This window comes from Ruegeria sp. HKCCD6119, from assembly GCF_013110585.1.
Lineage (GTDB): Bacteria > Pseudomonadota > Alphaproteobacteria > Rhodobacterales > Rhodobacteraceae > Ruegeria.
The window spans coordinates 1-13,699 of record NZ_WVQV01000004.1 but is presented as its reverse complement, the minus strand read 5'-3'; the positions used below and the strand labels follow the sequence as shown (position 1 = coordinate 13,699).

Below are 13,699 nucleotides of genomic sequence, written 5' to 3'. Positions count from 1 at the left end.
CCTGTGAAATCCGGAACCGCGCATTTGGATCCTGCGGCGAAACAGGATTTTCTAAAAACCCTGACCTTCTACGGGGATCAGGCGCGCGAAACGCTGTTGGGCCTGTTGCCGACGGGTGAGCCTCAGGCCTATCTGTATGGCCCGATGCGCGATTACATCGAAACCTCGGGCAAGGGTCTGAGGCCTGCGCTGTTACTGGCGACATGCGAAGCCTTCGGTGGAAACAGCGAGAATGCGAGGGTCTCGGCCGCAGTTCTTGAGTTGCTGCACAATGCCTTTCTGATCCATGACGACATCGAAGATCAAAGCGATTTCCGGCGCGGGCGCGAATGTATGCACAAGCGGCTTGGGGTTCCCCTGGCGATCAATACCGGCGACGGGATGCAATCGCTGGCCCTGCGCCTGCTGCGTCAGAACCTGGGACCGTTGGGCCCGGAAACCGGGATGCGCGTGGTGGATGAGTTCGACCATCTGTTGCAGCAATCCATCGAAGGTCAGGCGTTGGAACTTGGCTGGATTCGCGACAATCGTTTGAACGTCGATGCATCAGATTATCTGAGGATGTGTCTGAAAAAGACCTGTTGGTACAGTTTCATTCACCCGATGCGCATCGGGGCCCTGATTGCACGGCCACATGATGTCGAGTCCGGTGCGCTTAATCTGGATGATTTCAATGCCTTTGGCTTTTTCCTGGGTGCAGCGTTTCAGATTCAGGATGACGTTTTGAATCTCGTCGGCTCTCAGGACAGTTACGGCAAGGAAATCGGCGGGGACATCTATGAAGGCAAACGCACGCTGATGCTGGGCCAGCTTGGCCTGAAGGCGGAAGAGCCCGAACAGGCACGGTTGGCCGAGATGCTGTCAAACCCACGCGATGCCCGGTCGACGCAAGATGTCGCCTGGGTGCTGGAGCGCATGAACCATTACGGCAGCATCCGCTATGCACAAGACGCGGCAAATGATCTGCTGGCCTCGGCCCGGAGTGAGTTCGCGCGGGTGTTCGCGGGTACAGAAGACGCGCCGCGCGCGTTTCTGGGACAGTTCATGGACTATCTCGTGACCCGTCAGGTCTGAGCGCCCGCCACCTCGAACACCACCACGACCGAGGTCTGGTCCGTTCCGGTACAGACGATCCGGCCATGATACTCACCGGGTTCGGTGAGATCGGGTATAGTGACGGCAACAGCAACATCCGTTGCTTCCCCTGGTTCAAGCTGGATTTGTAGCGGGATCACATTGATGCGGTTGGCCGGCAAAATGTCCCCGTTCGGGTTGGTCAGATCCCCCGGTTCGAACTGCATCTGAACAGGGGCCGCGCCTTCCGGTGCTTCAAAGGACAGCAGAATGGTGGCGGTGCCGCCGGGATGACAGGTTTTGCGGCACCTGAACGGACCGTCCAGATGCTGCTGCGGGCCCCGTTCCCTGTCGAGCACGCGGCGTGCTATATCGGAAATCGGTTGATTGTCAGGCTGCGGAGCAATCGGGCTGACCGCCCGAGATGCACTAACATATGGTTTTCGTTCGAAATACGGCATGCCTAACTGTGCACGTGCTGTGCGGATCAGTAAATGGCAAATTCACGTTCTGTGATCAGAGTTCACTTCCCTTTCCAGACCGGGTCTCTTTTCTCGGCGAAAGCGCGCGCGCCTTCCAGTTGATCTTCGCTGGCATAGAGAACGTCCACGGTTCTGAGCTGGCGCTTGGTGATGCGATTCATGGCATCCTGAAACTTGGCATCTTCGGCATCGCGTACGATTTCCTTGATCGCGGCATAAACCAGGGGCGGTCCTGAGGCCAGCAACCGGGCCAGTTCCCAGGCGCGATCCATCAGTTGATCCGCGGCGACGATCTCGTTCACCAGACCCCAGCGATTGGCTTCCTTTGCGTCGAACCACCGGCCGGTAAGCAGCAACTCCATCGCGATGTGGTAAGGGATGCGCTTGGGCAGTTTGACGCTGGCCGCATCCGCGACAGTCCCCGAGCGGATTTCCGGCAGGGCGAACGTGGCGTGGTCGGCGGCAAGGATCATGTCGGCTGACAAGGCCAGCTCCAGCCCGCCGCCACAGGCGATACCGTTGACGGCCGCGATCACGGGTTTGTTCAGGTCGCGCAGCTCTTGCAAGCCGCCGAACCCTCCGACGCCATAATCCCCGTCTACCGCATCCCCGTCGGCCGCTGCTTTCAGGTCCCAGCCCGGGCAAAAGAACTTCTCTCCGCCGCCCGTCAGAATGGCCACGCGCAGCTCTGGATCGTCGCGAAACGCGGCGAATACCTCACCCATCCTGCGGCTGGTGACAAGATCGATGGCGTTGGCCTTGGGCCGGTCCAGCGTCACCTCAAGGATCGCTCCGTCGCGGCGGGTTTTGATCGGGTCCATATCTCAGGCCTTTCTTATCAGAGCATCCACGGCAACGGCCTTGTCCGGCGTGCACAGGAGCGGGTTAATCTCGACCTCGCCAAGCGTGTCGGCATTTTGCATGACATAGGCCTGAACGGCCTCGACTGCGGCGATGATTGCATCCATATCAGCCGCCCGTTGGCCGCGATAGCCCGCCAAAAGCGGGGCAATTTTCAATTTGCCAAGCGCGGCACGGATGTCCTCGTGCGTGCTTGGCACCAGCACCGACGCCGTATCGCGCAGGATTTCGGTCAGTACGCCCCCCGCCCCCAATGTCAGGACAAACCCATGCGCCGGGTCACGGACGACACCGACCAGCAATTCGGCAACGGTTCCGGTGATCATCTCTTCGATCAGGATGCTATCTGTGCCAATTTTGGCTGCGACATCGGCCACATCCTCGGCCTTGATGCCCAGCCGAACAGCGCCGTGTTCGGATTTATGCGCAAGCCCAACACCTTTCACGGCAAAGGGGGCTTCCATGTCCTGCGCGGCCGAATGGGCCTCTGCCGGGCCGCAAACCGTGCGGCTTTGCGGAACTCGCAGGCCGCATTCGGCCAGCGCCCGTTTCGATTCGCCTTCGGTCAGGGTTTGGGTCGCCTCAGCCGTTCCAGGCAACCAGACAGGATGCGCGGACGGGGGCGAAATCTGACCTGCGGCGCGCGTGGCCGCCAGTGCTTCGCGCAATCCCATGAATGGAACGACACCACCGGCCATCAGGTCTTGCGCGACGTCTTCAGACAGAAGTTCAGGCAGCGTCGCAACAATCGCAAACCGGGCGCCGGTTTCGGCACGCACTCTCAACGCAGCTCGGGTCGCGCAACTCCAGTCGGTCGGATCCGTCGTCGGATAGTCTACGATCGAGAACGTCAGGTCGATGTCGTCACCCGTCATGCCCGACCAGGCCTGTGCCATCGCCTCTTCATCGCGCCAGATATACGTGTGATAATCCAGCGGATTGTTCAACGCGACCATAGGGCCAAGCGCGTCACGCAAGCGCGCCCTTTTGTCATCGCTCAACTGTGGAAAACTCAGGCCGGTGCCGACGGCCATGTCTGCGATCAGGCTCGCCTCACCCCCCGAACAGCTGATCGACGCGATGTTACCCCCGGGGAGCGGCCCGTAGCAGTGCAGCAGTTTCAACGTTTCTAGGAAATCCGGCAACGTCGAAAGACGCGGGATGCCCAATCGGTCCAGCAGCGCCTGCGCGCCTGCATCGCTGCCCGCGAGAGACGCGGTATGAGAGACGGTTGCGGCCTGTGCCTGTTCGGATGCACCGACTTTGAGGGCGACAAGCGGGATGCCCTTTTCGTGGGCCTTCGCGGCCAGCGCCTCCCATTCCCGGATGTCCTTGAACCCTTCGATATGCAGACCCACGGCGGTTACGCGCGGATCATCGATCAAGGCCGAGGCGATTTCGGCCTGGCTGGTTTGGGCCATGTTTCCGCATGCCATCATGTAGGCAATCGGCAACCCACGTTTCTGCATGGTCAGGTTGATCGAGATGTTCGAACTTTGCGTCAGGATCGCCACGCCCTTGTCCACAGGGGTGGCCCCGTGCTGGTCCGGCCACAACAGAGCCCCATCCAGCGCGTTGATGAAACCATAGCAGTTCGGGCCAAGAATGGACATGTCACCGGCTGCGGCAATCAGTTGATCCTGCAAGTCCCCGCCGGTGTCATCTTCGGCAACGGCCTCGGAAAAGCCCGATGCAAAGCACACCGCCCCACCTGCGCCCATACTGGACAGGACACGAGCGGCCTCGATGGTGGCGTGGCGGTTGATCCCGATGAAAACCGCATCCGGGGCTTCGGGCAGGTCTTCGATGTGGGCATAAACCTTGTGTCCTGCAATTTCAGACGCTTTGGGATGCACCGGCCAGATTTGACCGGCATAGCCCATGCGTTCGGATTGCAGAACAACCTGCTGACACCACGCGCCGCCACCGATGACGGCGATGGATTTCGGGCGCAGCAGCCGGGTCAGGTCTTTGTTCATGGTCAGGCGCCCAAGGGACGCAGAAGATCGCGGCTGATGATGTGGCGCTGAATTTCGCTGGTGCCGTCCCAGATGCGCTCGACCCGGGCATCGCGCCAGAACCGTTCGATCGGGAAATCGTCCATCAAACCCATACCCCCGAAGATTTGCAGCGTGGTATCCGTCACCCGCGCCAGCGTTTCCGAGGCATAGAGCTTGGCCGAGGCAATCTCGCGGTTTGATGGCAGATTTTGGTCCAGACGCCACGCGGCCGCGAGTGTCAGCCAATCGGCGGCATCGATCTCGGTAATCATGTCGGCGATCTGGAATCCGACGCCCTGAAACTTGCCGATGGGCTGGCCGAACTGCTTGCGCTCGGCCGCATAGTTCAACGCATAGTCAAAGCAGCGCCGCGCGCGACCGACCGAGAACGCCGCAACCGTCAGGCGGGTTGCGTAAAGCCATTCGTTCATCACGGCAAAGCCGCCATCAACCTCGCCCAAGACCTGTGCATCGGGCAGACGGCAGTTGTCGAAATACAGGATATAGTTCTTGTAGCCCTTGTGGCTGACCGAGTTGTAGCCCTCGCGCACTTCAAACCCCGGCGTACCGCGATCCACCAGGAAAGTGGTGATGCGTTTCTTCGGGCCCTTGGGGGTTTCGTCCACGCCGGTCGCGATGAAGACGATGAAGAAATCCGCATGTTCCGCGCCCGAGATGAAATGTTTCGATCCGTTGACAACCCAGTCGCCGCCATCGCGCACCGCCTGGCATTTCATACCACGCACATCCGAACCCGCATCCGGTTCGGTCATCGCCAAGGCGTCCATCTTGTCACCACGTACGGCAGGCAGAAGATACCGTTCGCGCTGCTCGTCGTTGCAGGCCATCAGGATGTTCTGCGGGCGCCCAAAGAAATGCGTCAGTGCCATTGACCCGCGGCCAAGCTCGCGCTCGACCAAGGTGAAATCCAGATGAGACAGACCTGCGCCGCCGACCTCCTCGGGGAAGTTGCAGGCATAAAAGCCCAGATCGATACATTTCTGCTTGATCTGCTCACCCAGCTCAGGAGGCACGGTTCCCGAACGCTCGACCGCGTCTTCATGCGGGTAGATTTCGTTTTCAACAAAGCTTCGGACCGTCGAGACGATCATGTCCTGTTCTTCTGTCAGACCAAACTGCATGGCGCGTGTTCCCTGGATCGGTGGTTGACCAACCAAACGCCATCGCTCAAGGTCACGGCATGCAGAGTTGATATCAAATCATGCCAAATTCGAAAATTTTGACGCGACAATACAACATCCTGCTCTTCAACGGGTTTTCGAACCATTGCCTTGCAAACATGGTCGAACCGCTCAGGGCTGCGAACAACCTGTCGAGGCAGGTTTTGTATTCGTGGTGTTTCTGCTCCATTGACGGAGACCCCGTTCAAAGTTCCAGCGGCCTTGTCGTTACACCGAATGGTTCAATCTTGGATCAGCAAGGCGACGTTCTGGTGGTCATGCCGTCTTATGGGTATCGCAAGTTGGACACGCGATCGACCACGCGCACCGTGCTGGCTGCGGCCCGAAAACACCGGCAAGTGGCCGGATTGGATACCGGCAGTTGGCTGCTGGCCCGCGCCGGTTTGCTGGATGAGCACCGGGCGACCATTCACTGGGACGAGCTTTCCCGGTTCGAAGAAAGTTTTCCGGCCGTGGATGCGGTGCAGGAACGTTTTGTCATCGATGGCAACAGGCTGACCTGTTCTGGGGCGATGGCCGCGTTCGATCTGGCCTCGGCCCTGATCCGCAAGGATCACGGCCCCCTTTTGTCCATGGAAGTCGGGCATCTTCTGATGAGCCGAAATGGGCAGGATCATTACCCTTTGCCTCTGAAGTCCGAAGACACTTTGGTCAATCGCGCACTGGCTGTCATGCAGGCGAACCTTGAAACACCTCTTTCGATCAGGGAACTGGCCCGCAAGATCGGGTGTTCACAAAAGCGGATCGAAATGCGCGTTCAGGCAGAGCTCAAAACCACGCCGCAGGCGCTGTATCGTCGGCTGAGGCTTAACCTTGCACGCAATCTGGCAGAAGATACCGAGCAGTCCATCGCCGAAATCGCCGGTCGTTGCGGATATGAAAACGCCAGCGCCATGACGCGAGCGTTCAAGGCAGAATTCGGCCAGACACCGACGGCGTTTCGCCACCGAAACTTGTCTGACGGCTGAATGGGGTGCGCATGGCGATGCCCGCTTTCCTGGAAAACCAAAGAACCCTGGGGGCTATTCCAGCGAAACCCACAGCACCTTGGCGTTTTCTTCGCTGGTCGAAATACACCCATGCCCCATTCCGCTGTCATAATAAAGCGAGTCACCAGCCTTCATTGGCAAGGGGCGGTAGTGTTCAGACACGAAGATGAGTTCACCGCTGAGCACATACATGAATTCTTCTCCGGAATGTCGGATCCACGTCTCGAATTCCGACAGGTCACGCGCCTTGATTGTCGCGATATAGGGCAGCATCCGCTTGCTGGTCAGTTCGGGGCAAAGCAGTTCATGCAGGTAAGTGGGCGTATTCTTGATTTCCCCCTCGCCTTTCGGAGTGAAATCACGGCGGCCTGAAATGCCGGATTGACCCGACTGAAGAAACAACTGCGGGGTGCTCATATCCAGGGCCTGAGTCAGACGCCGTACGATGTCAAAGCTTGGCTTTGTCTGGTTGTTTTCGATCTTGGACAGCGTCGACCGCCCGATACCCGCAGCGCGGCCGGCTTCTTCCAGAGTCCACCCTTTCGCGCGCCGCGCATCGCGGATGGACCGGCCCAGAGCCTCTCCTTCATCCAGATCTTCCTGTCCGGAAACATCATTTCTGCTTTCGTCGCCCATTGAATTCCCCCTGTTTTATCAAAGGTTACATGCCTCCCGGTTAATACGCAACTTCTTGAATAAGAGATTTTTGTTGCCTAAAGCACATTATTTCCCCTATAGGAAACAAAGTTTCGTACTAAGGATTCGGGGCAAAAGGAGGAGACCATGTTCAAAACGTCGCTGATTGAGGCAGATCCCGTCATTGCCGCGTCCATTTCGCGCGAGGGTGAACGCCAAGCGGAACAGATCGAGTTGATCGCCTCGGAGAACATTGTCTCGAAGGCCGTGATCGAAGCTCAGGGTTCGGTCTTGACCAACAAATACGCCGAAGGCTATCCGGGCCGCCGCTATTATGGCGGCTGCGAATATGTCGATGAGGTCGAAGTCGAGGCGATCGAACGCCTCAAGAAGCTGTTTGGCTGTGAATATGCCAACGTTCAGCCCCATTCCGGCGCACAGGCCAACGGGGCCGTCAAGTTGGCGTTGTTGAACCCGGGCGATACCATTCTTGGCATGTCGCTGGACGCAGGTGGCCATCTGACCCACGGTGCGAAACCGGCGCAGTCCGGCAAATGGTTCCGGCCCGTGCAGTACGGCCTGACCGATGCAGGGCTGATCGATTATGATCAGGTTGCCGAATTGGCGCGGGCGGAAAAGCCCAGGCTGATCATCGCAGGCGCATCCGCCTACTCGCAAAAGATCGACTTTGCCAGATTCCGTAAAATCGCGGACGAGGTTGGCGCATGGTTGCTGGCTGATATGGCTCATATTGCCGGATTGGTGGCGACCGGCCTGCACCCCTCGCCTGTAGGGCACGCACATGTCGTGACCTCGACCACGCACAAAACGCTGCGCGGGCCTCGTGGTGGCATCATCCTGACCAATGACGAGGCGCTGGCGAAAAAGATAAATTCTGCCGTCTTCCCCGGCCTACAGGGTGGCCCGCTGATGCACGTCATCGCAGGCAAGGCGGTGGCTTTTGGCGAGGCGCTGAAACCCGAATTCAAGGAATACATGCAGCGCGTCGTTGACAGCGCATCGGCCTTGGCAAGCGTCATGATGGCGCGCGGATGTGATATCGTTTCCGGCGGCACCCAGAACCACCTGATGCTGGTCGACCTGAGACCTTTGGGCGTCACCGGTAAGGACGCCGAAGCCGCGCTGGAGCGCGCCGGGTTTACCTGCAACAAAAACAGCGTTCCCGGAGATCCAGAGAAACCAACCATCACCAGCGGCATCCGTCTGGGCACCGCCGCCGGGTGCAGCCGTGGCTTTGGCCCGGAAGAATTCAGGAGGATCGGCCATCTGATCGGTGATGTTCTGGACGCGCTCGCGCAGTCACCGGAAGGTGACGAAGCCGTCGAACAGGAAACCCGCAAACAGGTTCGCGCTCTTTGCGCAAGCTACCCGATCTACTGAAAGTACGCGAAATGAATACCTATGACCTCATCGTTATCGGGGGCGGACCGGGTGGCTATGTTGCCGCGATCCGCGCGGCTCAGCTGGGGCTGAAAGTGGCCTGTGTCGAAGGGCGCGGCGCACTGGGCGGTACCTGTCTGAACGTGGGGTGCATCCCCTCCAAAGCGTTGCTGACCTCCTCGGCCAAATATGCCGAGCTTGCACATCTCTCCTCCCATGGCATTGCGGTCGAGGGGGCCAGCATCGACGTCAGTGCGATGATGGGGCGCAAGGACAAGATCGTCGGTGATCTGACCAAGGGCATCGCATTCCTGTTCAAGAAGAACGGCGTCGATCTGATCGAAGGATGGGCCAGCATCCCGGCCACTGGTCAGGTCAAGGTCGGCGACAGCACATACGAAGCAAAGAACATCCTGATTGCGACAGGATCCGAGCCGACCTCACTGCCGGGGATCGAGATTGATGAGCAGGATGTGCTCAGTTCGACCGGTGCAATCGCGTTGGAACGCGTGCCGGATCATCTGGTTGTGATCGGTGCAGGTGTGATCGGCCTGGAACTTGGGCAGGTCTGGGCACGTCTGGGCGCCAAGGTTACTGTGGTCGAATATCTGGATCGCGTTTTGCCCGGCATCGATGGCGAGATCGCCAAGCTGGCGCAGCGGGCCCTGTCAAAACGCGGTTTGAAATTCCAACTGGGCCGTGCTTTGAAGTCTGTCGATAAAACCGATACGGGTTTGTCGCTGACGGTGGATCGTGTTGGCAAGGACAAGGAAGAAGTGATCGAGGCCGACAAGGTTCTGATCGCTGTGGGCCGTCGCCCGGTGACGCGCGGGCTTGGGCTGGAAGAGCTGGGCGTGGCCGTGAACCCGCGTGGCTTCATCGAAGTCGAGAGCTCGTTCCAGACGTCGGTGCCCGGTATCTATGCCATTGGTGACTGTGTTCCCGGCCCGATGCTGGCCCACAAGGCCGAAGAGGACGGTGTTGCCTGTGTCGGGATGCTGGCCGGCGAAGCCGGTCATGTCGATTACAACACCGTGCCGGGTGTGGTCTATACCGATCCCGAAGTGGCCTCGGTTGGTCAGACCGAAGAGGCACTGAAAGACGCGGGCGTCGAATATGTTGTCGGCAAGTTTGCTTTCATGGCCAATTCGCGGGCGCGTTCGACGGGTGAAACAGATGGCGCGGTCAAGGTTCTGGCCGGTTCCGACGGCAAGATCCTCGGAGCCCATATCTGCGGTGCTCATGGCGGCGATCTGATCGCCGAGTTGGTTCTGGCCATGTCCAAAGGTGCCACGGTCGCCGATGTTGCAGCCTCGTGCCATGCGCATCCTGCCATGGGTGAGGCGGTCAAGGAAGCCTGTCTCGACGCCATGGGGCGTGCGATTCACGCTTAACGAGGTTTGCCAGATGACAATCCAGCTTAGACCACGCCACCCGGAAAAGGCCAAAAAGGCCGACAGCGTGATCCCGCGTAAGCCCAAGTGGATTCGCAAGAAAAAAGGTGACAGCGCCGCGTATTACGAAACCCGACGTCTGATGCGGGATCACGATCTGGCAACGGTCTGCGAAGAAGCGGCCTGTCCCAATATCGGCGAATGCTGGTCCAAGCGCCATGCAACCATGATGATCATGGGCGAGATCTGCACACGGGGCTGTTCGTTCTGCAATGTGGCCACCGGCCGCCCCGATGCGCTGGACGCGTTCGAATCCGGCCGGGTTGCGGCGGCGGTCAAGAAACTGGGCCTGCGCCACGTGGTGATTACGTCTGTTGATCGCGATGATCTGGCCGATGGCGGGGCCGAGCATATCGCCCAGACAATCCGCGCCGTACGCCATCAGAACCCCGGCACCACGGTCGAGGTTCTGACCCCCGACTTCCTGGGCAAGGGCGACGCCGCAAATATCGTCTTTGACGCAGTGCCGGACGTGTTCAACCACAATCTGGAAACCGTCCCGCACCTGTATCCGACGGTTCGTCCCGGCGCGCGCTATTATGCGTCGCTGCGGCTGCTGGACGATGCCAAACGCTCGAACCCCGAGATTTTCACCAAGTCGGGTCTGATGGTCGGCTTGGGCGAAAGCCTCAACGACGTGCGTCAGGTGATGGATGATCTGCGCGCGGCCAATGTCGATTTTCTGACTATCGGGCAGTATCTGCAACCGACGCCGAAACATCATCCGATTGACCGGTTCTGGTCGCCCGAGGAGTTCGCCCAACTGGAACAGATCGCTCGTTCCAAGGGCTTTTTGCACGTGTCAGCCACGCCGCTGACCCGTTCGTCGTTCCATGCGGACGAAGACTTTGCCGCCCTCAAGCAGGCCCGTCAGCGGGCCATCGCCACCGGGGCATAACCAAACGCAAATGGGAGGGAAACCATGGAAGCGTTAAATTCAATCGTAGGGGCCATCAATGGCGTCGTATGGGGGCCGATGATGCTGGTCCTCATCCTCGGCGTTGGCTTCTTCCTGCAGGTCGGGCTGAAATTCATGCCGATCCTGCGCATCGGCACAGGCTTCAGCCTGTTGTTCAAAGGCCGTGAAGGTCAGGGCGAAGGGCAGATCAGCCCGTTCAACGCACTGATGACTTCGCTGTCGGCGACCATCGGTACAGGTAACATCGCCGGTGTGGCCACTGCTGTCTTCCTGGGCGGTCCAGGCGCCTTGTTCTGGATGTGGATGACCGCCCTGGTGGGCATGGCCACCAAATATGCCGAAGCCGTCTGCGCGGTGAAATATCGCGAGAAAGACGAGCTGGGCAACTATGTCGGCGGCCCGATGTACTACATCAAAAACGGTCTGGGCGCGAAATGGGCCTGGCTGGGCGTGGCTTTCGCCCTGTTCGGCGCGGTTGCCGCCTTTGGCATCGGCAACGGTGTGCAGGCCAACGGTGTTGCTCAGGTGCTGGAAGCCAATTTTGGCCTGAACACCTCGGTCACCGGCGTTGTACTGATGGTTCTGACTGCAGCCGTTATCCTGGGTGGTATCACCCGCATCGGTGCGGTTGCCGGTAAGCTGGTCCCCTTCATGGCCGTTGCCTATATCATCGCGGGCCTGCTGGTTCTGCTGATCAACATCGGCAACATCGGACATGCGCTGTCGCTGGTCTTTACCTATGCGTTCACCCCGTCCGCCGCAGAAGGTGGTTTCGCGGGTGCAGCCGTCTGGGCCGCCATCCGCTTCGGTGTGGCACGTGGTGTGTTTTCGAACGAGGCCGGTCTGGGTTCTGCGCCAATCGCACACGCAGCGGCTGAGACCAAGGGTCCGGTCAACCAGGGCCTGATCGCGATGCTGGGGACGTTCATCGATACCATCATCGTCTGCTCGATCACCGGTCTGGCAATCATCGCGTCGGGGGCATGGACATCCGGTGAATCCGGTGCGGCTCTGACCAGCCACGCGTTCGAATTGTCGCTGCCGGGTATCGGTGGGTATCTGATCGCCATCGCTCTGTCGATCTTTGCCTTCACCACCATCCTCGGCTGGTCGTTCTACGGCGAGAAATGTGTCGAGTTCCTGCTGGGTGTGAAATCCCTGATGCCCTACCGCGTTCTGTGGATCGTCATGATCTACTTCGGGGCAACTGCGGATCTGGGCTTCATCTGGCTGCTGGCAGACACGCTGAACGCCATGATGGCCATCCCGAACCTGATCGCCCTGGCGCTGCTGAGCCCGATCGTCTTCAAACTGACGAAAGAGTTCTTCGCCTCGGGCGGCAAGTCCGAAGAGCCGGGCGGCACACCTGCCGAATAAGCTCGGCCCCACCAAAACGGGGGGCCAACCCGGCCCCCCGCCTTTGACATAGAATTCCATATCTCGAGGAGAGACGTGATGGCCACGAAAATCCTGCTGCCCATTGATCACACCGACGACCGCTCGTGGAAACTGGCCCTGCCGGTCGCGCTGGAGCAGGCCAAATTCTACGGCGCCGAACTGCATGCGGTTGCCGTCATCCCCGAGATCATCCAGCTGCCGAACCTGCCCGCCAACTATGGTGCCGGCGCCAAAGACCACGTGCGGGGTGCGGTTCAGGCGATTCTGGATCATGCCAAGGCTTCCGACGTGCCGGTTCATGTGGAAGAAGGCAGTGTTTACCGCGAAATCCTGAAGCTTGCCTACAAGGAAGGCTTTGATCTGATCGTCATGGCATCGACCAAGGGCGATTTCCCGAACTACGAGATTGGCCCGAACCTGGCCCGTGTCGTGCGCAATGCGCATTGCACTGTCATGGTCGTTCGCGACCAGTCCCGCTGATTGAAAGGTTGAAGAAATGACCACACCGAAGCGCACGCCTTTGTATGACCTTCACGTCGAGCTTGGCGGCAAGATGGTTGATTTTGCTGGGTGGGAGATGCCTGTTCAGTATCCGTTGGGGATCATGGGCGAGCATAAGCAGTGCCGAGAGAAGGCGGCGTTGTTTGATGTGTCTCACATGGGTCAGGTTATTCTGCGCGGCGAGAATGTGGGTGAGAAGCTGGAAGCTTTGTGCCCGCAGGCCTATGCGACGCTGAAGGAGGGCAAGGCGCGCTACGGGTTCTTTACCAATGCCGAAGGCGGGATCATGGACGATCTGATCGTGTCGAATGCGGGGGATCACTACTTCGTGGTGGTGAACGCGGCGCTGCGCCATCAGGACATTCCGCATATGCGTGACAATCTCGAAGGTGTCGATGTGACCGAGATCTTCGACCGCGCGCTGGTTGCTGTGCAGGGTCCCAAGGCCGAGGATGTGGTGGGCGCGCTCTGCCCCGCGGCCCGCGAGTTGAAGTTCATGGAAACCACCCTGGCCGATATCATGGGCGTCGAATGCCGCATCTCGCGGCTGGGCTATACCGGCGAGGACGGGTACGAGATCTCGATCCCCGAGGAAAAGGCGATCGAGATCACACAGGCTTTCCTGGCGCATGAGGATTGCGAAGCGGCGGGTCTGGGCGCACGCGACAGCCTGCGGCTCGAGGCGGGGCTGTGCCTGTATGGCAATGACATCGACCAGAGCACCTCACCGGTCGAGGCCTCGTTGGCTTGGGCGATGCAGAAGCGCCGCAAGGAAGAAGGTG

At 59.5% G+C, this 13,699-nt stretch carries 13 protein-coding genes; 8 read left to right on the top strand and 5 right to left on the bottom strand.

The features are described from left to right. Positions 1–3 precede the first annotated feature (3 nt). Positions 4–1,074: a polyprenyl synthetase family protein gene (locus tag GS611_RS11710; RefSeq protein ID WP_216598263.1), complete on the top strand. Its 1,071-nt coding sequence runs from the start codon at positions 4–6 to the stop codon at positions 1,072–1,074. Here GS611_RS11710 and GS611_RS11705 read toward each other — a convergent pair. The 4 genes from GS611_RS11705 to GS611_RS11690 form a co-directional block, all read right to left on the bottom strand. After that, positions 1,065–1,433, bottom strand: a complete 369-nt coding sequence (locus tag GS611_RS11705) for a hypothetical protein (RefSeq protein ID WP_171635847.1) — start codon at positions 1,431–1,433, stop codon at positions 1,065–1,067. The genes GS611_RS11710 and GS611_RS11705 overlap by 10 nt on opposite strands. A gap of 164 nt (positions 1,434–1,597) precedes the next feature. Further along, positions 1,598–2,377, bottom strand: a complete 780-nt coding sequence (locus GS611_RS11700) for a carnitinyl-CoA dehydratase (protein WP_171635845.1) — start codon at positions 2,375–2,377, stop codon at positions 1,598–1,600. Between the two features lie 3 nt (positions 2,378–2,380). Then, a complete protein-coding gene (locus tag GS611_RS11695) occupies positions 2,381–4,396 on the bottom strand; it encodes an acetate--CoA ligase family protein (RefSeq protein WP_171635843.1) in 2,016 nt (671 codons plus the stop codon). A 2-nt stretch (positions 4,397–4,398) separates the two neighbouring features. After that, positions 4,399–5,559: an acyl-CoA dehydrogenase family protein gene (locus GS611_RS11690; protein WP_152460401.1), complete on the bottom strand. Its 1,161-nt coding sequence runs from the start codon at positions 5,557–5,559 to the stop codon at positions 4,399–4,401. A gap of 80 nt (positions 5,560–5,639) precedes the next feature. Here GS611_RS11690 and GS611_RS11685 point away from each other — a divergent pair, with 80 nt between their 5' ends. Beyond that, positions 5,640–6,587 carry a GlxA family transcriptional regulator gene (locus GS611_RS11685; RefSeq protein WP_171635841.1) on the top strand — a complete coding sequence of 316 codons (948 nt, stop codon included), beginning with the start codon at positions 5,640–5,642 and terminating at the stop codon, positions 6,585–6,587. A gap of 54 nt (positions 6,588–6,641) precedes the next feature. Here the strand turns inward: GS611_RS11685 and GS611_RS11680 are convergent, their stop codons facing one another. Further along, a complete protein-coding gene (locus GS611_RS11680; RefSeq protein WP_171635839.1) occupies positions 6,642–7,244 on the bottom strand; it encodes a helix-turn-helix domain-containing protein in 603 nt (200 codons plus the stop codon). Positions 7,245–7,391: 147 nt separating this feature from the next. Here GS611_RS11680 and glyA point away from each other — a divergent pair, with 147 nt between their 5' ends. From glyA to gcvT, 6 genes are all read left to right on the top strand, one after another. Next, positions 7,392–8,645: a serine hydroxymethyltransferase gene (gene glyA, locus GS611_RS11675; RefSeq protein WP_171635837.1), complete on the top strand. Its 1,254-nt coding sequence runs from the start codon at positions 7,392–7,394 to the stop codon at positions 8,643–8,645. 11 nt (positions 8,646–8,656) lie between these two features. Beyond that, complete coding sequence (lpdA, locus tag GS611_RS11670; RefSeq protein ID WP_171635835.1) at positions 8,657–10,039, top strand: dihydrolipoyl dehydrogenase; 1,383 nt, start codon at positions 8,657–8,659, stop codon at positions 10,037–10,039. Positions 10,040–10,052: 13 nt separating this feature from the next. Continuing rightward, a complete protein-coding gene (gene lipA, locus GS611_RS11665; protein WP_171635833.1) occupies positions 10,053–10,997 on the top strand; it encodes a lipoyl synthase in 945 nt (314 codons plus the stop codon). Positions 10,998–11,021: 24 nt separating this feature from the next. Continuing rightward, the gene (locus GS611_RS11660; RefSeq protein ID WP_171119391.1) at positions 11,022–12,395 is read left to right on the top strand and encodes a sodium:alanine symporter family protein; all 1,374 of its coding nucleotides are present in this window, start codon (positions 11,022–11,024) and stop codon (positions 12,393–12,395) included. 78 nt (positions 12,396–12,473) lie between these two features. After that, on the top strand, positions 12,474–12,896 hold the full coding sequence (locus tag GS611_RS11655) for a universal stress protein (protein WP_171635830.1): 423 nt from the start codon (positions 12,474–12,476) through the stop codon (positions 12,894–12,896). A 16-nt stretch (positions 12,897–12,912) separates the two neighbouring features. After that, positions 12,913–13,699, top strand: a 787-nt coding sequence (gcvT, locus tag GS611_RS11650; protein WP_171635828.1) for a glycine cleavage system aminomethyltransferase GcvT, incomplete at its 3' end; no start/stop codon positions are given.